Genomic DNA, 19,779 nt, shown 5'->3' with positions numbered 1-19,779 from the left:
TGTGGGCGGCCCGGCGACACCGCCACGCCGGAACCCCAGGTCGCTGCCGGTACCCGTGCGACCCGCGGTGCGGATGTGCCAGTGGTGACCGCCGGCCGCCCCTCTCACGCCGTCGCGACGACGCCCAGCTCCGCCGGGTCGGCCAGGTGCTGCGAGTGCGGCAGCACCCGCACCGTGTACCCGAACGCACCCGTCCGCTCCAGCGGCACCGTGGCCGTGAACCAGTGCCGGGACCCCTCCGCGTGCTCGTGCGCCATGGGCAGCGTGGTCACCTCGTGCAGCCCGTCGGCGTCGTCCACCCGGCCGTAGGCGGCCTGCACCTGGACGTCGGACGGCGCCAGGCCCGGCAGCTCCACCTCGGCCCGCAGCGCCAGCGTCGACCCGATCTCGGGGGTGTCGCCGGCGCCGGTGGCCTCCACGTGCGCGACCCGCACCGCACTCCAGTGCTCGAGCAGGTGCGAGCGCCACGACGCCTCGCTGCGCGCCGCGGTGTACCCACCCTCGGCCATCGCCCGCGCCGACCCGGCCGCGGGGACGTAGAGCTGCTGCACGTAGTCGCGCACCATCCGGGTGGCCAGCACCTTGGGGCCGGTCTCGCGCAGGGTGTGGCGGACCATCTCCACCCACCGCGTGGGGATGCCGTCGCGGTCGGTCTCGTAGAACCGCGGCAACACCTGGCTGCTCAGCAGGTCGTAGATGGCCCGCGCCTCGAGCTCGTCGCGCCGGTCGTGGTCGGCCACCCCGTCCGCGGTGGGGATCGCCCAGCCGTTCTGGCCGTCGAACCACTCGTCCCACCAGCCGTCGCGGATGGAGAGGTTCAGCCCGCCGTTGAGGGCGGCCTTCATGCCCGAGGTCCCGCAGGCCTCCAGCGGCCGCAGCGGGTTGTTCAGCCAGACGTCGCAGCCCCAGTAGAGGTAGCGGGCCATGCCGATGTCGTAGCCGGGCAGGAACGCGATCCGGTGCCGGATCTCGGGGTCGTCGGCGAACTTCACCATCTGCTGGATGAGCTGCTTGCCGCCGTCGTCGGCGGGGTGGCTCTTCCCGGCGATGACCAGCTGCACCGGCCGCTGCGGGTCCAGCAGCAGGGCCTTGAGCCGCTCGGGGTCCCGCAGCATGAGGGTCAGGCGCTTGTACGAGGGCACCCGCCGGGCGAAGCCGATGGTGAGGACGTCGGGGTCGAAGGCGGTGTCGGTCCACCCCACCTCCGACTCCGCGTTGCCCCGGGACAGGGCGGTGTCGCGCAGCCGGCGGCGCACCTCCTCGACCAGGCGGCCGCGCAGCAGCCGGCGGGTGCTCCACAGCTCCCCGGCCGGGATCCGGTCGACGCCGTCGAAGTGCACCGGGCCCTCGACCTCGACCGGGTCGCCCTGGCTGGAGGCCTGGGTGCCCAGCTCGACCAGCTCGCGGGCGGTCCACGTGGGGGCGTGCACGCCGTTGGTGATCGAGCCGATCGGCACGTCACCCTCGTCGAAGCCCGGCCACAGGTCGCGGAACATCGACCGGCTGACGTGCCCGTGCAGCCGGCTGACGCCGTTGGCCCGCTGCCCCAGCCGCAGCCCCATGTGCGCCATGTTGAACTTGCTCGCGTCGTCCTCGGCGCCCAGCGGGATCAGCTGGTCCAGCGGAACGCCGAAGCCGGCGAAGTAGCGCTCGATGAGGGCGCGCGGGAAGCGGTCGATGCCGGCCGGCACCGGCGTGTGCGTGGTGAACACCGTCGCGGCGCGGACGGCCTGCAGCGCCTCGGCGAACGACAGCCCGTGGGACTCGGTCAGCTCGCGGATGCGCTCGATCCCGAGGAAGCCCGCGTGGCCCTCGTTGGCGTGGTAGACCTCCGGCGCCGGCGTGCCGGTCAGCTGGCAGTAGGCCCGCAGCGCCCGGACGCCGCCGATGCCCAGCAGCATCTCCTGGCGCAGCCGGTGGTCCTCGTCGCCGCCGTAGAGCCGGTCGGTGACGCCGCGCTCGGCCGGCGCGTTCTCCTCGATGTCGCTGTCGAGCAGCAGCAGCGAGACCCGGCCGACCTGGGCGCGCCAGACGTGCGCGTGGAGGGTGCGTCCCTCGGGCAGCGGCACCGCGATGACGACGGCGGACCCGTCGGGCTGGCGCAGCAGCTTGAGCGGGAGGCCGTGCGGGTCCAGCGACGGGTAGTGCTCGAGCTGCCAGCCGTCGCCCGACAGGCCCTGCTCGAAGTAGCCGGCGCGGTACAGCAGCCCCACGCCGATGAGCGGGACGCCGAGGTCGGAGGCCGCCTTGAGGTGGTCGCCGGCGAGGATCCCCAGCCCACCGGAGTACTGCGGCAGCACCTCGGTGATCCCGAACTCCGCGGAGAAGTAGGCGACCGTGGCCGGCGCCCCCTCCCCCAGGGACTGGTACCAGTGCGGCGCCGACAGGTAGTCCTCCAGGTCGTCGACGACGTCCTGCAGCCGGCGCAGGAACCGCCGGTCGCGGGCCAGGGTGGCCAGCCGCTCGGCCGACACCTCGCCGAGGACCTTCACCGGGTCGCCCTTGCAGGTCTGCCAGAGGTCCGGGTCCAGCGCCTCGAACAGGTCGCGGGTGTCCGGGTGCCAGGACCATCGGAGGTTGGTCACCAGGTGGGACAGCGGCATCAGCTCCTCGGGGAGCGAGGCCCGGACGGTGAACCGGCGGAGAGCGCGCACCGCCCGAGACTAACCAGGTCGGAGGCCGTGCACAGAGCGTCGCCGGTAGTGCCCACCGGCGCCGCACCGGGCTGCGCGGCGCCCCGGGGAGCGCTCCCGACGCCGATGTGTGAGCGGGACGAGAGATGGATAGCGTGGCCCGGATGACTGGCCGCGCTGACCTCCGTCTCGGCATCACCGATGTCGCCCCCGTCGTGTCCTGCGGGTCCTTCTCGGCCCGCGCCGTGGTCGGCGAACACGTGCCGATCACCGCCACCGTCTTCCGCGAGGGTCACGACGCCGTGGCGGCCAACGTGGTCTGGACCCCGCCCGGGGAGGACGAGAAGCGCCAGCCGCTGCGCCGGATGGCCCGCTTCGGCGACGAGCCCGACCGCTGGATCACCACCGTCGTGCCCGACCGCGAGGGTCGGTGGTCCTTCCGGGTCGAGGCGTGGAGCGACCCGCTGGCCACCTGGCACCACGCCGTCGAGGTGAAGATCGCGGCCGGCCAGGGACCCGAGGAGCTCGCCAACGACCTCGAGGAGGGCGCCCGGTTGCTCGACCGGGTCGCCGCCGAGGCCGACGCGCCGTGGGCGGAGCGGGTCGCCGACGCGGCCGCCGCGCTGCGCGACGCCACCCGCGACCTGCCGGCCCGGGTCGCCCCGGCCCTGGTCGAGGCGCTGCAGGAGTACCTGCACGAGCACCCGGTCCGCGAGCTGGTCACCCCCGGGCCGCGGTACGAGGTCTGGGTGGACCGCCCCCGGGCGCTGTTCGGCTCCTGGTACGAGTTCTTCCCGCGCTCGACCGGCCCGGTCGTCGACGGGCGGCCCACGCACGGCACCTTCGCCACCTCGGCCGAACTGCTGCCCACGGTCGCCGACATGGGTTTCGACGTGGTCTACCTGCCACCGATCCACCCGATCGGCACGGTCAACCGCAAGGGCCCGAACACGGCGCAGTACCCCGGCGGCAACCCGTACGAGATCGGGTCGGACGACCCGGGCTCGCCGTGGGCGATCGGCAGCGCGGAGGGCGGGCACGACGCCGTCCACCCGCAGCTGGGCACCATGGACGACTTCCGGGCCTTCGTCGACCGCACCCGCGAGCTCGGCATGGAGGTGGCGCTGGACTTCGCGCTGCAGGCCGCCCCCGACCACCCGTGGGTCGAGGAGCACCCCGAGTGGTTCACCACCAAGCCCGACGGGACGATCGCCTACGCGGAGAACCCGCCGAAGAAGTACCAGGACATCTACCCGATCAACTTCGACAACGACCCCGAGGGCATCTACGCCGAGTGCCTGCGGGTCATCCGGGTGTGGATGGACGCCGGGGTCCGCATCTTCCGGGTCGACAACCCGCACACCAAGCCGCTGAGCTTCTGGCACTGGCTGATCTGGACGGTCAAGGAGACCGACCCGGACGTGCTGTTCCTCGCCGAGGCCTTCACCCGGCCGGCGATGATGCACCAGCTGGCCCGGATCGGGTACACGCAGTCCTACACGTACTTCACCTGGCGGACCGAGCGCGGCGAGCTCGAGGACTACGGCCGCGAGCTGGCCGCCAGCAGCCACTACATGCGGCCGAACTTCTTCGTGAACACCCCGGACATCCTGCACGCGTCGCTGCAGTTCGGCGGCCCGCAGATGTTCAAGATCCGCGCCGTCCTGGCCGCCATGATGAGCCCGACCTGGGGCGTCTACTCCGGGTTCGAGCTGTTCGAGCACGTGGCGGTGCGGCCGGGCAGCGAGGAGTACCTGGACAGCGAGAAGTACCAGCTGCGACCGCGGGACCTCGCCGCGGCCGAGGCGTCCGGGCGCAGCCTCGCCCCCTACCTGCGCCGGCTCAACGAGATCCGCCGCGCGCACCCCGCCCTCCAGCAGCTGCGGACGCTGCACTTCCACTCCGTCGACAACCCGAACCTGCTCTGCTTCACCAAGACCGACCCCGGCTCGCAGGACGCCGTCCTGGTCGTCGTGTCGCTGGACAGCCACAACACCCAGATCGGGACGACGGCCCTGGACCTGCCGACGCTCGGCCTCGACTGGTATGAGCGCTTCACCGTGACCGACGAGCTGACCGGCGCCAGCTACGACTGGGGCCAGTTCAACTACGTGGAGCTCAACCCCTACCGCGAGCCGGCGCACGTCTTCGCGATCACCCACCACCGGCCGGTCCGGGTCCCGCCGCCGGTCTCCTGATCCCCCACCCGCTCCCCCCCGCAGAACCGAGGGCGTCACCCCCGATGACCGTTTCCGTCCCTGACCTCCCCGACGGCCGCCCCGAGGCCGGCGACTCGGCGCTGCCGACACCGGGCACCGACCCCGAGTGGTACAAGCGCGCCGTCTTCTACGAGGTCCTCGTCCGCGGCTTCGCCGACAGCAACGCCGACGGCGTCGGTGACCTGCGCGGCATGCTCGACAAGCTCGACTACCTGCAGTGGCTCGGCGTCGACTGCCTCTGGCTGCCGCCGTTCTTCGCCTCGCCCCTGCGCGACGGCGGCTACGACGTCAGCGACTACACCGCCGTGCTGCCCGAGTTCGGCGACATCGAGGACTTCACGGAGTTCCTCCACGCCGCCCACGCCCGGGGCATGCGCGTGATCATCGACTTCGTCATGAACCACACCTCGGACCAGCACCCCTGGTTCCAGGCCAGCCGCAGCGACCCCGACGGCCCCTACGGCGACTTCTACGTGTGGGCCGACGACGACACCGGCTACGCCGACGCGCGGATCATCTTCGTCGACACCGAGAGCTCGAACTGGACCTTCGACCCGGTGCGCAAGCAGTACTTCTGGCACCGGTTCTTCTCCCACCAGCCCGACCTCAACTTCGAGAACCCGCGAGTGCAGGAGGCGATCATCGACGCCCTGCGCTTCTGGCTGGACATCGGCATCGACGGCTTCCGGCTCGACGCCGTCCCCTACCTGTTCGAGGAAGAGGGGACCAACGGCGAGAACCTGCCGCGCACCCACGAGTTCCTCAAGCACGTCCGGAAGGTCGTCGACGCCGACTACCCGGACCGGGTGCTGCTGTGCGAGGCCAACCAGTGGCCCGGCGACGTCGTCGAGTACTTCGGCGAGAACGGCGACGAGTGCCAGATGGCCTTCCACTTCCCGGTGATGCCGCGCCTGTTCATGGCCGTCCGGCGGGAGCAGCGCTTCCCGATCTCGGAGATCATGGCCCAGACACCGGACATCCCGGACAACTGCCAGTGGGGCATCTTCCTGCGCAACCACGACGAGCTGACCCTGGAGATGGTCACCGACGAGGAGCGCGACTACATGTGGGCGGAGTACGCCAAGGACCCCCGCATGAAGGCCAACATCGGCATCCGTCGCCGGCTGGCGCCGCTGCTCGACAACGACATGGACACCCTCGAGCTGTTCAACGCGCTGCTGCTGTCGCTGCCGGGCTCGCCGGTCCTCTACTACGGCGACGAGATCGCCATGGGCGACAACATCTGGCTCGGTGACCGGGACGGCGTCCGCACCCCGATGCAGTGGACGCCGGACCGCAACGGCGGCTTCTCCACCGCCGACCCGCAGCGGATGTACCTGCCGCTGAACCAGGACCCGGTCTACGGCTACCAGGTCACCAACGTCGAGTCACAGTTGCGCAACACCAACTCGATGCTGCACTGGATCCGGCAGATGATCCGGGTCCGCAAGGAGCACCCGACGTTCGGTCTGGGCAGCTACGCCGAGATCGGCTCCCGCAACCCGACCGTGCTGTCGTTCGTCCGCGAGTTCGGCGACGACGTGGTGCTGTGCGTCAACAACCTGTCCCGCTTCCCGCAGCCGGTGGAGCTGGACCTGCGCCGCTTCGAGGGCTACACGCCCATCGAGCTCACCGGCCGGGTGGAGTTCCCGCAGATCGGCGTCCTGCCCTACATGCTCACCCTCTCCGGGCACGGCTTCTACTGGTTCGAGCTCGCCAAGCCGGCCGCGCCGGTGGCCGAGCCGGAGAGCGGCGCGTCCAGCGCGCTGGCGGAGTCCCTGCTCGCCGCCGGGGTGGTGTCCGCCGCCGAGGAGATCCCCGGCGACAGCGACACCCGCACCGGCGACGACGCCCCCGGAGGAGACCGATGAGCGCGCTGACCGACCTGCTCCGCGAGTGGATGCCGCACCAGCGCTGGTTCGGCGGCAAGGGCCGGGAGTGGTCCGACGTCACCGAGGAGGGGTTCCTGCTCGACCAGGCCGGCCCGGTCCTGTCGGTGCACCGGGTCCGCGTCTCCTACGCCGACGGCGCCACCGAGACCTACCTGGTGCCGCTGTCGTGGCGTGAGCACCCGTCCGACGACCTCAGCTCCGCGTTCGTCGGCGCGGTGCCCTCGGGTGACCGGGAGACCTACGCCTACGACGCGATGCGCGACCGCGACGCGAGCCCGCCGTGGCTGGTCCACCTGGTCCACGCCTCGACCGTCGGGCCGATGCACTTCCACCCGGCGGGGGTGGCCCCCATCCCCGAGGGCGTGCCCGGCGACATCGTGTCCACCGAGCAGAGCAACACCTCCCTGGTCTACGGCCAGGAGGCGATCCTCAAGCTGTTCCGCCGGCTCGAGCCCGGGCTCAACCCGGACGTGGAGGTCCACGAGGCGCTGCGCAAGACGGAGAACCCGCACATCGCGCCGCTGCTCGGGCACATCGAGATCGACGACCTCGACCCCTCGGCCGAGCCGGCCACGGTGGCCATGCTGCAGACGTTCGTCCCGAACGCCAGCGACGGGTGGCGGCTGGCCACGGCCAGCGTCCGCGACCTCTTCTCCGAGGGCGACCTGCACGCCGACGAGGTGGGCGGGGACTTCGCCGCCGAGAGCGAGCGGCTGGGCGCGGCGACCGCGTTGGTGCACGCGGACATGGCCAAGGTGCTGCCCACCGAGCCCGCCGACCCGGCCTGGTTCGCCACGGTGGCCGAGCAGATGACCGCCCGGCTGGAGGCGGCCATCGAGGTCGTCCCGCAACTGGCCGAGCACGCCGACGGGCTCCGCGCGGTCTACGCCGCGGTGGCCGACAGCCGGGAGACCGTCGTCCGGCAGCGGGTGCACGGCGACCTGCACCTGGGGCAGGTGCTGCGCACCGCCACCGGCTGGATCGTGCTCGACTTCGAGGGCGAGCCGGCCCGCCCGCTGGCCGCCCGGCGCGAGCTGGACAGCCCCATGCGGGACGTCGCCGGGATGCTGCGCAGCTTCGACTACGCCGCACGTCACATGCTCGTCGAGCAGCCGGGGGACCCCCAGCGCGCATACCGGGCCCAGGAGTGGGCAGAGCGCAACCGCAGCGCGTTCTGCGCCGGGTACTCGGCCGCGAGCGGTCTGGACCCGTGCGGCGACTCCCCGCTGCTGCGGGCGCTCGAGGCGGACAAGGCCGTCTACGAGTGCGTCTACGAGGCGCGCAACCGCCCGCACTGGCTGATGATCCCGCTGCAGTCGCTGTCCCGGCTCACGGCAGCGGACTGACCCGCGGCCAATCCCGACCACCGACGACAGGCACGAAGAGGACGGCGACGCGATGACGACCCCCGACGGGACGACCGAGGACCTGGCGACCGGCACGCCGGAGCGCACCGTCGACGCCGGCGACCGCGCACCGGCGACCAAGGAGGAGCTGCAGGCCGTCGTCGAGCAGAAGGCCGCCGACGCCGAGGCCGCCGAGCAGGAGCCGGTCATCAACGCCGCCCCCGCCCGCAAGCGGGCCGCCGCGAAGAAGGCCCCCGCGGCCAAGAAGGCGGCGGCGAAGAAGGCCCCGGCGAAGACCGCGGCACCCGGCGACGTCGCGGCGGGGCCGGCCGCCCCGGCGAAGAAGGCGGCCAAGAAGGCCGCCGCCAAGCGGGCGCCCCGCACGCGGGCGGCCCAGGAGGACGTCGTCCTGGAGCAGGGCGGCACCGCGGCCCCGGTGGTGGCCCCCGCGCCCATCGCGCAGCCGGGGAGCCCGAGTGGCGCCCCCGCCGGGCAGCCGGAGCCACCGGACGCCGACCCGGCGACGCCGAGCACCCCACAGGCCCCGAGCACTCCGGAGCCCACGAGCACCCCGCAGGCCCCCGACGACCACGACACCGGCATCCGGCACGGCACCGGCGCGGCCGGCACCGTGGTCGCGGGCCTGGTCACCGACGGCACCACCCCCGGCGGGCAGGAGGACGCGCCGCCCGCCGACACCGAGGGCGGGCTGGCCAGCGACCCTGCGCTGCCCGGCGCGGTCGCCGCGGGCGGGTCGGTCGGGATGGGCGGGCACGGGTCGGCGCACGAGGTCACCGAGGAGCAGCTGCGCGCCATCGTCGACGGCTGGTCCTACTCGCCGCACAGCGTGCTGGGCGCCCACCCGGCCGCGCAGGGCTGGGTCGTGCGCACGCTGCGACCCAACGCGGTCTCGGTGGCCGTCGTCGACGAGGACGGCGCCCGCCACGACGCCCGGCAGCTGCACGACGGGGGCATCTTCGAGGCCGCCGTCCCCCGGCAGCCCGGTGACTACCGCGTGGAGGTCACCTACGACAACAGCCAGGGCGGCACCGACACGTTCACCGTCGACGACCCCTACCGCTGGCTGCCGACGGTCGGCGAGCTGGACCAGCACCTCATCCGCGAGGGCCGGCACGAGCGCCTGTGGGACGTGCTGGGCGCGCACGTGCGGCGCTACGACACCCCGCGCGGGCGGGTCGAGGGCGTCTCCTTCGCGGTCTGGGCGCCGAGCGCCCAGGGCGTCAAGGTGACCGGCGACTTCGACTACTGGGAGGCCCGCGCCTACCCGATGCGGTCGCTGGGCTCCTCCGGCGTCTGGGAGATCTTCATCCCCGGCGTCCGGGTCGGCGCGCGGTACCGCTACCACGTGCTCGGCCGGGACGGCGTCTGGCGGCACAAGTCCGACCCGCTGGCCTTCGCCACCGAGGTGCCGCCGCTGAACGCCTCCGTCGTCACCGAGTCCGACTACGAGTGGAACGACGACACGTGGCTGACCGACCGGGCGCGCGCCGGCTGGCACCAGCGGCCGATGAGCGTCTACGAGGTGCACATCGGCTCCTGGCGGCAGGGGCTGTCCTACCGCGAGCTGGCCGACGAGCTGGTCGACTACGTGGTGGACGCGGGCTTCACGCACATCGAGTTCATGCCGGTCGCCGAGCACCCCTTCGGTGGCTCGTGGGGCTACCAGGTCACCAGCTACTACGCGCCGACGGCGCGGTACGGCTCACCGGACGACTTCCGCTACCTGGTCGACCGGGCCCACCAGGCCGGCATCGGCGTCATCGTGGACTGGGTGCCGGCGCACTTCCCCAAGGACGACTGGGCGCTGGCCCGCTTCGACGGCACCCCGCTCTACGAGCACGGCGACCCCCGCCGGGGCGAGCAGCTGGACTGGGGCACCTACGTCTTCGACTTCGGCCGCTCCGAGGTGCGCAACTTCCTCGTCGCCAACGCGCTGTTCTGGTGCAAGGAGTTCCACGTCGACGGCGTCCGCGTCGACGCGGTCGCCTCGATGCTCTACCTCGACTACTCGCGCAGCGAGTGGGAGCCCAACGTGCACGGCGGGCGGGAGAACCTCGAGGCCGTGGCGTTCCTGCAGGAGATGAACGCGACCGTGTACCGCGAGGTCCCCGGGGTGGTCACGATCGCCGAGGAGTCGACCGCCTGGCCCGGCGTCACGCGCCCCACCCACCTGGGCGGCCTCGGGTTCGGCTTCAAGTGGAACATGGGCTGGATGCACGACTCGCTCGCCTACGTGCAGCGCGAGCCGGTGTACCGCAGCTACCACCACGGGCAGCTGACGTTCTCGATGATGTACGCGTACTCCGAGAACTACGTGCTGCCGATCAGCCACGACGAGGTCGTCTACGGCAAGGGCTCGCTGCTGCGGAAGATGCCCGGTGACCGGTGGCAGCAGCTGGCCAACCTGCGCGCCTACCTGGCCTACATGTGGGCCCACCCGGGCAAGCAGCTGCTGTTCATGGGGTCGGAGTTCGGCCAGGACGCCGAGTGGGCCGAGAGCCGCTCGCTGGACTGGTGGCACCTGGACGACCCCGCGCACCGCGGCGTGCTGTCGCTGGTCACCGACCTCAACGCCCGGTACAAGGAGCTGTCGGCGCTGTGGTCGCAGGACGTCGACCCGGCCGGCTTCCAGTGGATCGACGCCAACGACGCCTCGGGCAACGTGCTGTCGTTCCTGCGCTTCGGCACGGCGGAGGGCTGCGCGGCGGGGACCGACGGCGAGGCGCTCGCCTGCGTCGTCAACTTCTCCGGGCAGCCGCACCACGGGTACCGCATCGGCCTCCCCCGGCCCGGGACCTGGCGCGAGGTGCTCAACAGCGACGCCGAGGGCTACGGCGGGTCGGGTGTGGGCAACCTGGGCGGGATCGAGGCCGTCGAGCAGCCGTGGCACGGCCAGCCGTACTCGGCCACGCTGTCGGCGCCCCCGCTGGGCACCGTCTGGTTCGTGCACGAGTGAACGGGCCCCTCTGCCCCCCACCGCTCGCAGGCTCGCGGCGGGACCCTGCAGAGGGGCCACGGTGGTGAGACGATCGGCGCGACATGCCTGACCTGCGCCTGCGCCGAGCGGCCGTGGCGCTGCTCGCCGCCGTCGCCCTGCTCGTGGTCTCCGGCTGCTCGGTGGTGGTCGTCGGACGCCCGCGGGCCGCGCAGCCGCCGCCGGACGACGCCGCCCCGGGCCGGGTCACCGTCGTCGGCGCGGTCGAGGGACCGATCGACCTCCTGGCCCGCAACGCCCTCGCCGACCTCGAGGACTACTGGGCCGAGCAGTTCCCGGACGTGTACGGCGACCGCTTCACCCCGCTCGCCGGCGGCTACTTCAGCGTCGACCCGGCCTCCGTGGACCCCGCCGTCTACCCGCAGGGCGTCGGCTGCGGCGCCGACCCCAGCGAGGTGGAGGGCAACGCCTTCTACTGCCAGGCGCCGCAGGCACCCAACTCCGACTCGATCACCTACGACCGCTCGTTCCTGGAGGACCTGGCCGGCCAGTACGGCCGGTTCATCCCCGCGCTGGTCATGGCCCACGAGTTCGGGCACGCCGTCCAGGCCCGGGTCGGCGCACCGGCCAGCTCCATCGCGACCGAGACGCAGGCCGACTGCTTCGCCGGGGCGTGGACGGCGTGGGTGGCGGACGGCGAGGCGGCCCACTCCACCATCCGGGCGCCCGAGCTGGACGAGCTGCTGCGCGGCTACCTGCTGCTGCGCGACCCGGTGGGCACCAGCCGCGCCGAGCAGCAGGCGCACGGCTCCTACTTCGACCGGGTGTCGGCCTTCCAGGAGGGCTTCGACGACGGTCCGACGGCGTGCCGCGACCGGTTCGGCCCGGACCGGGTGTTCACCCAGGGCCAGTTCACCTCCGACGACGACCTCCGCAGCGGCGGCAACTCCCCGTACGGGGTGGTGGAGCAGCTGGTCCAGGAGTCACTGCCGGAGTTCTGGACCCGCGCGTTCAGCGACGTCCTGGAGGGCGAGTTCACCCCGCCGCAGCTGACCGCCTTCGCGGGGGACGCACCCGGCTGCGCGGCCGCCGGGGACGCCGACCTCGTGTACTGCCCGCCCGGCGACGGGGACGGCGGGGACGACGGGCTGGTCGCCTACGACGAGCGCGACCTCACCGGCCCGGTCGTCGAGCAGCTGGGCGACTTCGCGTTCCCCACGGCCGTGTCGATCCCCTACGCCCTGGCCGCCCGCGACCAGCTGGGGCTGTCCACCGACGACGAGGCGGCGGCGCGCTCCGCGGTCTGCCTCACCGGCTGGTACGGCGCGCAGGTCTACAACGGCTCGCTGAGCACCGTGCGCGTCTCCCCCGGCGACATCGACGAGAGCGTGCAGTTCCTCCTCGAGTACGGCAACGACCCGCAGGTGCTCGGCGACGTCCAACTGTCGGGGTTCCAGCTGGTCGACCTGTTCCGCAGCGGCTTCCTGGAGGGCTCCGCCGCCTGCGACGTCGGCTGACCGCGCTGGGGCCGGCTCAGTAGAGGGCGAGGGTGAGCTCGCGCCGGGCCGCACCGACCCGCGGGTCCTGGTCGCCCACCACCGAGAACAGCTCCACGAGGTGCTTGCGGGCTCCGTCGCGGTCCTCCCCGGTCGTGCGGCGGACGACGTCCAGCAGGCGGGCGAAGGCGCCCTCGACGTCGCCGGTGCCCAGCAGGAAGTCAGCGGCGCGGGTCTGGGCGGGGATGTCGTCCGGGGCGGCGTCCGCGCGGGCCAGCGCGTCCGGGCCGGCCTCGTCGGCACGGCGGAACAGCTGCACCTGTCGCAGCGCGAGCCCAGCGACCGGGTGGTCGGGCTCCGCGTCGACGATCGCCTGGTAGGCGGCCTCGGCGGCGACGAGGTCACCGCGCTCCAGGGCCGCCTCGGCGGCGTCGAGCCGCGGGTCCTCGACCTCGTCCTCGGCCCCGGCGCCGGCCTCGGCTCCGGGCACCGCACCCCCGGTGGTGGCACGCACCAGCTCGCTGACGAACTGGCGGGCCTGCTCCTCCGGGATCGCGCCGGTGAACTCGGCGACGAGCTGTCCCTGCCAGACTGCCTTGACCGCCGGGATGCCCTGCACCCGCAGGCCCTGGGCGAGCGCGGGGTTCGCGTCCACGTCCACCTTGGCCAGCACCCAGGACCCGGCACCCTCCGCGGCCAGCCGCTCGAGCACCGGCGAGAGCTGCTTGCACGGCCCGCACCACTCGGCCCACAGGTCGAGCACGACGGGCACCTGGAAGGAGCGGTCGAGGACGTCGGCCTGGAAGGTCTCCTCGGTGACGTCGATGACGGCGGCACCCGGCGCACCGGCCGGCGCGGCGGCGCTCGGCGCAGGTGCGGCCTGGGCCCGTGCCGCCGCCTCCGAGCGGGCCTTGACGGCGGCGAGGTCCACCGCGCCGGCCATCGCGGCGGCCATCTGCGCCTGCTGGGCCTGTGCGCGCGGGTCGGGACGTCCGGGACGGGAGGGCTGCATGACCTCGATCATCCCACCGTGTCGCGAGCGGTGTCGGGGGTGCTCAGCGGACCGCCGGCGCCGCCTCCGCGACGTCCCCCGCGCCGAGGCGGACGCGCTTGAGGATGTCGAACAACGTCGCCAGCTCGGCGGCCGGGACGTCGCCCAGCCCGAAGTCCAGGCCGGTCAGCGCGGCGGTGGCCGCCTCGACGACCGACCGCCCGCGCTCGGTGATGCCGGCGAGCACCCCGCGGCCGTCGGCGGGGTTGGGCCGGCGGTCGACGTAGCCCGCGGCGACCAGGCGGTCGATGGCGTTGGTCACGCTGGTCGGGTGCACCATCAGCCGGCTGCCGATCACCTTGAGGGGCAGCTCACCGGTGCGGCTGAAGGTGAGCAGCACCAGCACCTCGTAGCGGGCGAAGGTCAGCCGGTGCGGCCGCAGCGCCTCGTCGTAGCGGGCGAGCAGGATCTGCTGGACCCGGAACACCGACGTCGCGGCCCGCATCGTGGCGGCCGGGCCGAAGCGCTGCTCCCACGACTCCCCTGCGCGCTCGATGGGATCGAAGGGCAACCCCAGCGGTCGGACCATGGATGCGAGGTTACGGTCCGGCCGCCGAGCACCGAGTGGCGAGCCGTCGTGGCCACCGGGACGTGGGAACCACGGTCGCTCGCCGGTCGGCGCGGGGAGCGGAGGTCAGGCGGGGGGCGCGGGACGCAGCGGCGGCACGTGCCGGACGCCGAACACCTCGCGGAGGGCCACCTGCGCCGCGTTGTCCCCGCAGGCCCCGTGGACGGCGGGCCCGGGCGGCGTGGCCGACGAGGCGAGGTAGACGCCCCGCACCGGGGTCTTGTAGGTGTTCCAGCGCGGCACCGGCCGGGCCAGCATCTGTCGCAGCGTCGCCTGACCGTTGGAGATGTCGCCGCCGATGTAGGCCGGGTTCCACTTCTCCATGGCGACGGCGTCCTTGGTGACCCGATCGACGACGGTGTCCTTGAACCCGGGGGCGAAGCGCTCCACCTGGTTCTCGATGGCCTCCGTCATGTCGACGTCGGCACCGTGCGGCACGTGCACGTAGGCCCAGAAGACGTGCCCGCCCTCGGGCGCACGGGTCGGGTCCGGGACGGTCGGCTGGACGGCGAGGACGTACGGCCGGTCGGTGAGCTGCCCCTTGTTGGGCGCCCGTTCGCCGGCGATGGTCTCCTCGAGGGTCCCGGCGATGTGGATCGTCCCGGCCCGCCGGACGTCGGGGTTGGTCCAGGGCACCGGCTCGGACAGGATCCAGTCCACCTTGAAGACCCCGGCGCCGTGCTTGTAGCGCCGCACCCAGCGGCGGTAACCCTCGTGCACGCGGTCGCCGGCCATCGAGACGAACGCCTCCGGCGTCGTGTCCAGCAGGACGGCGGGCACGCCCTCGAACTCGCGCAGGTCGGTGACCAGGTGGCCGGTCACCACCTCACCGCCCTGCTGCTCGAGTGCGGTCACCATCGCGTCGGCCAGGTTCTGCGAGCCGCCCTCGACCAGCGGCCACCCGACGTGGTGGCCGAGCATGGTGAGCAGCATCCCGAGCGCCGAGGTCAGCGGCTGGCTCAGGTCCAGCATGCCGTGGGCGGCCGCCCCGCCGAGCAGCGCGCGGGCCTCCTCGGTCTCGAAGTACCGGTGGGCCAGCCAGCGCACGTTCGGCAGCCCGTTGAGCCCGAACTTCGTGATCGCCCCGACGCTGCGCGTGGGCAGCCGGCGCAGCCGGCTGGTCAGGAAGAAGTCGACGACGTCGGTGCCGTGTTCGACGAGCGGTTCGAACAGGCGGCGGTAGGCCGCGCCGTCACGCCCCAGGCCGGCGGCGGTCTCGCCGATCGAGCGGTGCGCGACCGCCGCGCCGCCGCCGTCCAGGGGGTGCGCGTAGTTGATCTCCGGCTGGACCAGCCGGACGCCGCGGGAGGCCAGGTCGAACTCCCGGAAGAACGGCGCCGCGGCGGCCATCGGCTGCACGATCGAGCAGACGTCGTGCCGGTAGCCCGGCCGCATCAGCTCCTCGGTGCGCATCCCGCCGCCCGGTCGCTCGGCTGCGTCCACCACCTGCACGCGCAGGCCGGCGGCGGCCAGCCGCAGGGCGGCGGCCAGTCCGTTCGGCCCGGCTCCGACGACGACGGCGTCCGGTCTCCCGTTCACCCCGCCATCCTGCCCTCACCCGGTTCCACCTGCGCGAGGGGCGCGGGCGGCCGGGTCACGCCGGAGCGGGCACGTGCAGGACGAGCGCGTCGCCCTGCCCCCCGCCGCCGCACAGGGCGGCCGCGCCGACGCCGCCGCCGCGACGGCGGAGCTCCAGCGCGAGGTGCAGCACGATCCGGGCGCCGCTCATGCCGATCGGGTGGCCCAGCGCGATCGCGCCGCCGTTGACGTTGACCTTCTCCGGGTCGACGCCGAGCTCGCGGGTGGAGACGATGCCCACCGCGGCGAAGGCCTCGTTGATCTCGACCAGGTCGAGATCGGCCGGCTCGATGCCCTCGCGGGCGCAGGCCCGGGCGATCGCGCGGGACGGCTGGCTCTGCAGCGTGGCGTCCGGGCCGGCGACGACCCCGTGGGCGCCGATCTCGGCGATCGGGGTCAGCCCGAGCTCGGCGGCCTTCTCGGCGGACATGACCACGACCGCGCAGGCGCCGTCGGAGATCTGCGAGGCGGTGCCGGCGGTGATCGTGCCGTCCTCCGCGAAGGCCGGCTTGAGCCGCGCCAGGGTGTCGGCGGTGGTGTCGGGGCGGACGCCCTCGTCCTCGCGGAACTCGATCGGGTCGCCCTTGCGCTGCGGGACGAGCACCGGGGTGATCTCGTCGTCGAACAGGCCGTTCTTCGCCGCCGACGCGGCCCTCTGGTGGCTGGCCGCGGCGAAGGCGTCCTGCTCCTCGCGGGTCAGGTCGTAGCGGCCGTTGGCCTGCTCGGTCAGCAGCCCCATCGCCACCTGGTCGAAGGTGTCGGACAGGCCGTCGTGGGCCATGGCGTCGACGAGCTTCGCGTCGCCGTACTTGGTGCCGGTGCGGGAGTCCAGCAGCAGGTGCGGGGCGCGGGTCATCGACTCCATGCCGCCGGCGACGACGACGTCGAACTCGCCGGCGCGGATGAGCTGGTCGGCCAGCGCGATCGCGTCGAGGCCGGACAGGCAGACCTTGTTCAGCGTGAGCGACGGCACCGACATCGGGATGCCGCCGGCCACCGCCGCGGGGCGGGCCGGGTTCTGCCCGGCGCCGGCCAGCAGCACCTGGCCCATGATCACGTAGTCGACCTGGTCCCCGGCGATCCCGGCCCGCTCGAGGGCGGCCTTGATCGCGATGCCGCCGAGATCGGCGGCGGAGAAGTCCTTCAGGGAGCCGAGCAGCCGACCCATCGGCGTCCGGGCGCCGCTGACGATGACGGAACGGGGCATCGGGGCCTCCAGTAGCAGGGCCACCGGGAGTGGCGGTCCGGTGTGCGTGGTGCGCGCCGCGCGGGAGCGCGCGGCGTCGGGCTGTCCCACAGGATAGGACGGCGGAGCGCCATACCACCCCGCGCGACGCCGGACGTGACCCCTGTCACACCCGGCTGTCGGCTGCGCCGCCCGGGCGGGGAGGATGCCGCTGTGACGACCCCCGCCGACAGCGCCGACCTCCCCGCCGGCCTGTTCACCACCATCGACCACGTGGGCATCGCCGTGCCGGACCTGCGCGAGGCGATCGCCTTCTACGAGCTGGCCTTCGGGATCACGTCAGTGCACGAGGAGATCAACGAGGAGCAGGGCGTGCACGAGGCGATGCTCTCCGTCGGGGACGGCGAGACGCGCATCCAGTTGCTCGCCCCGCTGACCCCCGAGTCGGCGATCGCGCGGTTCATCGGCCGCTCGGGGCCGGGCCTGCAGCAGCTGGCCTTCCGGGTCGAGGACGTCGACGCCGCCTCTGCCACCCTGCGGGCCCGCGGGATGCGGCTGCTCTACGACAGGCCCCGGCGCGGCACCGCGGGCAGCCGGATCAACTTCGTGCACCCCAAGGACGCCGGCGGGGTGCTCGTGGAGCTCGTCGAACCGGCCGCCGACGGCTCCTGACCGCCGCTCCCGGAGCGGCCGAGCGGACCGGGGCGTGGACGTGGCGCGTTGCCGGGTAGGACTGGCACCCTGCTGGGAGTCCGCGGGAACACGCCGACCTCCACCGCCGACTCTGCGAGGATGACCGCATGACCGATCCCCGTCGCGACCTGCTGCCGATGCGCGAGGCCCAGCACTCGTTCGACGTCGTGCTGCGCGGCTACGACCGCCACCAGGTCGCCGAGACGATCGAGCGGCTCGAGGCCGACATCCGCGTCGCCCTCGCCGACCGGGACGCGGCCGCGGGGCGGTCGGCGGACCTCGCCGGTCAGCTCTCGGCGCTGCACGGCGAGATCGACGCGCTGCGTCGCAAGGCCGCGGCGGCCGGGCCGGCGACCTTCGAGAACATGAGCGAGCGCATCTCGCACATGCTCCGGCTCGCCGAGGAGGAGGCCGCCGACATCCGGCAGGCCGCCGAGGCCGAGGCGATGGCGCTGCGCGAGCAGACCGCCGCCGAGGAGCGGGCGATGCACGAGCGGCACGCCGCCGGGCGCGCCGAGGTCGAGCGGATGATCTCCGAGGCGCGGCACAACGCCGAGCAGATCGCCAGCAAGGCCCAGATCCGCGCCGACGAGCTGGTCAGCAAGGCGCAGGAGAAGGTCGCCCGGCTGGACGCCGAGTCGCAGGCGCGCCGGGCGAAGGTCGAGGAGGACTTCGAGCTCGCCCAGCGGTCCCGCCGGCACGAGGCCGCGCAGCGCGAGGAGGAGCGCGAGCGCGCCTCCACCGAGGCCGCCCGCCAGCGGGTCGCCGCGGCCGAGCAGCACTCCGCCCAGATGGTCAGCGAGGCCGAGGCGGCTGCGGCCGCGATCCGCGCCGTGCGCGACGAGCTCACCGGGCGGCTGTTCGAGGCCCGCCGGGTGCTCGAGCAGCTGCCCGAGCTCAGCGACCGCCCCGAGCCCGCGGCCGGCCAGCGGCCGCCGGTGCCCGGCCAGTCCGCGTCGCAGCCGGCCGTCGCCCGCTCGCAGCAGGGCGCGCCCAAGCCGGTCGGGCCGCAGACCGCGCAGCAGCCGGCCGTGGGACCGCAGACGGCGCAGCAGCCCGCCGTCCGGCCGCCGACGACCGCGCCGCAGCCGGCCGTCTCCCGCCCGGCCGAGGCCGGCAGCGGGGAGGCGGCCGCGGCCCGCCAGCCCACCCGTCCGCCGGCACCGCCCACCCAGCCGGCCGTGCAGCCGGCCCCGGCCCGGACCGGTGAGGGCACCGGTGACGCCGGACGCGAGGGCCCGTCCCCGCAGCAGACGCAGGTGATCCGCCCCGTGTCCTCGTCGGGCCCGGCCGGAGGCGCCTCGCCGGCCAGCGGACCGCCCACCCTCGTCCAGCCCGCGGTCGGCCAGCCCGACGCGGACACCGGCAGCCAGCCGGTGAACGGCCGCCACTGACCCGCTCCACCCCGCCACCACCGGCCCCGCGCCGGCGGGCTCGGCTGGCCGCGGCCGTCCTCCTCGCCGCGGCGTGCGCCCTGCTGGGGAGCCCGGCGCGGGCGGCCGACGGCGGCCTGCTGCGGCTGGCGCACCTGTCCCCGGACAGCCCCGCCGTCGACCTGTCGGTCAGCCCGGCCGGCGGCGCTCCCCCGGTGACCACCCTGTCCGGGGTCCGCTACGGCACCGTCACCGAGTACGGCGAGCTGCCGCCGGGCAGCTACGACGTGACCGTGCGCCGGGCCGGGGCCGGCGCGGGCGGCCCCCCGGCGCTGTCCACCCGCGTCGAGGTGGCCGCCGGGAGCGCGCGGACCGTCGCCACGGCCGGCCGGTTCGCCGATCTGGACCTCACCGTCGTCGACGACGACCTGTCGCCTCCGCCGCCCGGCACCGCGCGCGTCCGCGTGGTCGCCGCCGCCGCGACCGCGCCGCTCCTGGACGTGGCGGTCGCCGGCCGGGCGGTGGCGACCGGGCTGGCCCTCGGCGGCACCGGCGCCCCCGTTCCCGTGCCGGCCGGGGCCACGTCGCTGCGGATCACCGCCGGCGGGGAGCCGACCGAGGTCCCGCTCGACCTCGCCGCGGGGTCGGTCTCCAGCGTCCTGGTGCTCGACCGCCCGGGCGGCGGGCTGACCGTGCGGCCGGTGCTCGACGCCGCGGGAGCCGCGGCGGTGCCCGCGGGCGGGGTCGCGGCCGGGGCGGGCGGGGTCGCGGCCGGGGCGGGCGGCGGC

At 74.0% G+C, this 19,779-nt stretch carries 13 protein-coding genes; 8 read left to right on the top strand and 5 right to left on the bottom strand.

The features are described 5' to 3' along the window. Window positions 1–104: 104 nt before the first annotated feature. Window positions 105–2,654: an alpha-glucan family phosphorylase gene (glgP, locus tag PGN05_RS05170; protein WP_419751458.1), complete on the bottom strand. Its 2,550-nt coding sequence runs from the start codon at window positions 2,652–2,654 to the stop codon at window positions 105–107. A gap of 143 nt (window positions 2,655–2,797) precedes the next feature. Here glgP and PGN05_RS05165 point away from each other — a divergent pair, with 143 nt between their 5' ends. The 5 genes from PGN05_RS05165 (at window position 2,798) to PGN05_RS05145 (ending at window position 12,563) form a co-directional block, all read left to right on the top strand. Further along, a complete protein-coding gene (locus PGN05_RS05165) occupies window positions 2,798–4,831 on the top strand; it encodes an alpha-1,4-glucan--maltose-1-phosphate maltosyltransferase (protein WP_419751457.1) in 2,034 nt (677 codons plus the stop codon). 44 nt (window positions 4,832–4,875) lie between these two features. Continuing rightward, window positions 4,876–6,723 carry a maltose alpha-D-glucosyltransferase gene (gene treS, locus PGN05_RS05160; RefSeq protein ID WP_419751456.1) on the top strand — a complete coding sequence of 616 codons (1,848 nt, stop codon included), beginning with the start codon at window positions 4,876–4,878 and terminating at the stop codon, window positions 6,721–6,723. Continuing rightward, the gene (locus PGN05_RS05155) at window positions 6,720–8,090 is read left to right on the top strand and encodes a maltokinase N-terminal cap-like domain-containing protein (RefSeq protein WP_419751455.1); all 1,371 of its coding nucleotides are present in this window, start codon (window positions 6,720–6,722) and stop codon (window positions 8,088–8,090) included. The genes treS and PGN05_RS05155 overlap by 4 nt, the downstream gene beginning before the upstream one ends. 52 nt (window positions 8,091–8,142) lie before the next feature. Then, the gene (gene glgB / locus PGN05_RS05150; protein WP_419751454.1) at window positions 8,143–11,067 is read left to right on the top strand and encodes a 1,4-alpha-glucan branching protein GlgB; all 2,925 of its coding nucleotides are present in this window, start codon (window positions 8,143–8,145) and stop codon (window positions 11,065–11,067) included. An 83-nt stretch (window positions 11,068–11,150) separates the two neighbouring features. After that, on the top strand, window positions 11,151–12,563 hold the full coding sequence (locus PGN05_RS05145; protein WP_419751453.1) for a neutral zinc metallopeptidase: 1,413 nt from the start codon (window positions 11,151–11,153) through the stop codon (window positions 12,561–12,563). 16 nt (window positions 12,564–12,579) lie between these two features. On the opposite strand, the gene PGN05_RS05140 is transcribed toward PGN05_RS05145, so the two are convergent. From PGN05_RS05140 to PGN05_RS05125, 4 genes are all read right to left on the bottom strand, one after another. Next, a complete protein-coding gene (locus PGN05_RS05140) occupies window positions 12,580–13,554 on the bottom strand; it encodes a tetratricopeptide repeat protein (RefSeq protein ID WP_419751452.1) in 975 nt (324 codons plus the stop codon). Between the two features lie 43 nt (window positions 13,555–13,597). After that, window positions 13,598–14,122, bottom strand: coding sequence for a MarR family winged helix-turn-helix transcriptional regulator (locus PGN05_RS05135; RefSeq protein ID WP_419751451.1), 525 nt, complete (start codon window positions 14,120–14,122; stop codon window positions 13,598–13,600). 105 nt (window positions 14,123–14,227) lie between these two features. Further along, the gene (locus PGN05_RS05130; protein WP_419751450.1) at window positions 14,228–15,700 is read right to left on the bottom strand and encodes a phytoene desaturase family protein; all 1,473 of its coding nucleotides are present in this window, start codon (window positions 15,698–15,700) and stop codon (window positions 14,228–14,230) included. Window positions 15,701–15,755: 55 nt separating this feature from the next. Then, window positions 15,756–16,946 (bottom strand): acetyl-CoA C-acetyltransferase, encoded by a 1,191-nt coding sequence (locus PGN05_RS05125; RefSeq protein ID WP_419751449.1) that lies wholly within the window; start codon window positions 16,944–16,946, stop codon window positions 15,756–15,758. A gap of 192 nt (window positions 16,947–17,138) precedes the next feature. Between PGN05_RS05125 and mce the strand changes: the two genes are divergently transcribed. The 3 genes from mce to PGN05_RS05110 form a co-directional block, all read left to right on the top strand. Further along, window positions 17,139–17,597 (top strand): methylmalonyl-CoA epimerase, encoded by a 459-nt coding sequence (gene mce / locus PGN05_RS05120; protein ID WP_419751448.1) that lies wholly within the window; start codon window positions 17,139–17,141, stop codon window positions 17,595–17,597. Window positions 17,598–17,725: 128 nt separating this feature from the next. Beyond that, the gene (locus PGN05_RS05115) at window positions 17,726–19,012 is read left to right on the top strand and encodes a hypothetical protein (protein ID WP_419751447.1); all 1,287 of its coding nucleotides are present in this window, start codon (window positions 17,726–17,728) and stop codon (window positions 19,010–19,012) included. Continuing rightward, the coding region (locus tag PGN05_RS05110; RefSeq protein ID WP_419751494.1) for a DUF4397 domain-containing protein at window positions 19,009–19,779 on the top strand (771 nt) is incomplete at its 3' end. The genes PGN05_RS05115 and PGN05_RS05110, both read left to right, overlap by 4 nt.

Source organism: Geodermatophilus sp. CPCC 206100 (genome assembly GCF_048569675.1).
Classification (GTDB): Bacteria; Actinomycetota; Actinomycetes; order Mycobacteriales; family Geodermatophilaceae; genus Geodermatophilus.
The sequence above is the reverse complement of the archived record's forward strand: the minus strand, read 5'-3'. Positions and strand labels throughout refer to the sequence as shown.

Bases quoted from the DNA above. Each gene is read 5' to 3' on its own strand.
- PGN05_RS05165 (WP_419751457.1), top strand. From the start codon at position 2,798: ATGACTGGCCGCGCTGACCTCCGTCTCGGCATCACCGATGTCGCCCCC.
- treS (WP_419751456.1), top strand. From the start codon at position 4,876: ATGACCGTTTCCGTCCCTGACCTCCCCGACGGCCGCCCCGAGGCCGGC.
- PGN05_RS05155 (WP_419751455.1), top strand. From the start codon at position 6,720: ATGAGCGCGCTGACCGACCTGCTCCGCGAGTGGATGCCGCACCAGCGC.
- glgB (WP_419751454.1), top strand. From the start codon at position 8,143: ATGACGACCCCCGACGGGACGACCGAGGACCTGGCGACCGGCACGCCG.
- PGN05_RS05145 (WP_419751453.1), top strand. From the start codon at position 11,151: ATGCCTGACCTGCGCCTGCGCCGAGCGGCCGTGGCGCTGCTCGCCGCC.
- PGN05_RS05140 (WP_419751452.1), bottom strand. From the start codon at position 13,554: ATGCAGCCCTCCCGTCCCGGACGTCCCGACCCGCGCGCACAGGCCCAG.
- PGN05_RS05135 (WP_419751451.1), bottom strand. From the start codon at position 14,122: ATGGTCCGACCGCTGGGGTTGCCCTTCGATCCCATCGAGCGCGCAGGG.
- PGN05_RS05125 (WP_419751449.1), bottom strand. From the start codon at position 16,946: ATGCCCCGTTCCGTCATCGTCAGCGGCGCCCGGACGCCGATGGGTCGG.
- PGN05_RS05115 (WP_419751447.1), top strand. From the start codon at position 17,726: ATGACCGATCCCCGTCGCGACCTGCTGCCGATGCGCGAGGCCCAGCAC.